Raw genomic sequence first — 1213 nt, 5'->3', positions numbered from 1 at the left:
GCAGCCACCCTGAACGCCAGACCACGGCCTACCCTCAACATGCGCACACCAGCCCAAGAGCTGGACCAGCTCCTGACAACCCCGTCAGCAGCCTGACCCCGTTGCTACGACCGATGGACCCCGCCCGACGTACCAGGTGAAGTAACAGAGCGTTACAGCTGCGGGTGGGTCGCCGCCCGCCCCGGGACCGCCGCGATCAGCTCCGCGACGGTCACGGCCTGCGGCGTCCAGCCGAGCAGGCGCCGGGCCCTGCTGCTGTCGACGACCTCGTCCCGGTCGAAGACCTGGTAGACGGGTGCCTCCTCGGAGATCGGGGCGTGGGTCACCGGCCCGGTCCGACCGAAGGCGCGCTGGCACGCCTCGTACGCCTCCCTCGCGGCGACGGGCGCGTCGTCCGCGAGGAGGAACGCCTCCCCGTCGAGCTCGGCGAGGTGCTCCACGACCGCCGCGTAGCCCCGGGCGAGGTCGTCGACGTGGACCCAGGACCAGACCTTGGCGGCGTCGCCGTAGAACACCGCGACGCCGTCCCGGGCCTCGTCCAGCCACCGTCCCAGCAGGGAGCTCCGGCCGTCGCCCCCGAAGACGAACGCCGGCCGCACGATCGTGTGGGCCAGCCCCGACGTCGCCAGCCGCGCCTCCAGCCGGGCGCGGGGATGGTCGGGATCGGTCGGCGTGGACTCGTCCAGGAGCGGGTGGGAGTGGGCGCCGTACACCGAGCACCCCGTCGTGTAGACGAGGTGCGGAGCCCGGCCCGCGGCCCGGAGGGCGAGCAGCTCGTCGAAGAGCCGCTCGTCACCCTTGACCGGCCGGCGACCGTCGGCCACCGTGTGGATGACGACCTCGGCCGCGGCCAGACGGGCCCGGTACGACGCCGCGTCCCCCACGTCACCGGCGACCACCCGGACGCCGGCGTCCTCGAGAGCGGATGCCCGCGACGAGCGAGGGTCACGGGTCAGCCCGACCACCGTGTGACCCTGGGCCACCAGGAGGCCGGCCACGGCCTCGCCGACGTACCCGGTCGCCCCCGTGAGGAAGACCTTCACGCCCCCGGCCCGTCAGCTGTCGGAGTCGTCGCGCTCGGAGCGGCGCTTGCGATCCAGCTCGCGCAGGAAGTCGTCGTCGTCGTCCGGGCCGCGGGGGGCCGGGGGACGACGACGACGACTGCCTGCGCGAGCTGGATCGCAAGCGCCGCTCCGAGCGCGACGACTCCGAC

1 protein-coding gene is annotated in these 1213 nt (G+C 73.9%); it reads right to left on the bottom strand.

Features of this window, described 5'->3' with window-relative positions; genetic code table 11:
- Positions 1–152 precede the first annotated feature (152 nt).
- Entirely contained in the window at positions 153–1043 is an 891-nt protein-coding gene (locus GV155_RS20125) for an NAD-dependent epimerase/dehydratase family protein (protein ID WP_160012073.1), read from the bottom strand.
- Between the last annotated feature and the right edge of the window lie 170 nt (positions 1044–1213).

It is taken from the genome of Nocardioides sp. AX2bis (genome assembly GCF_902506435.1).
In the GTDB taxonomy this organism is placed as follows: Bacteria; Actinomycetota; Actinomycetes; order Propionibacteriales; family Nocardioidaceae; genus Nocardioides.
The sequence above is the reverse complement of the archived record's forward strand: the minus strand, read 5'-3'. Positions and strand labels throughout refer to the sequence as shown.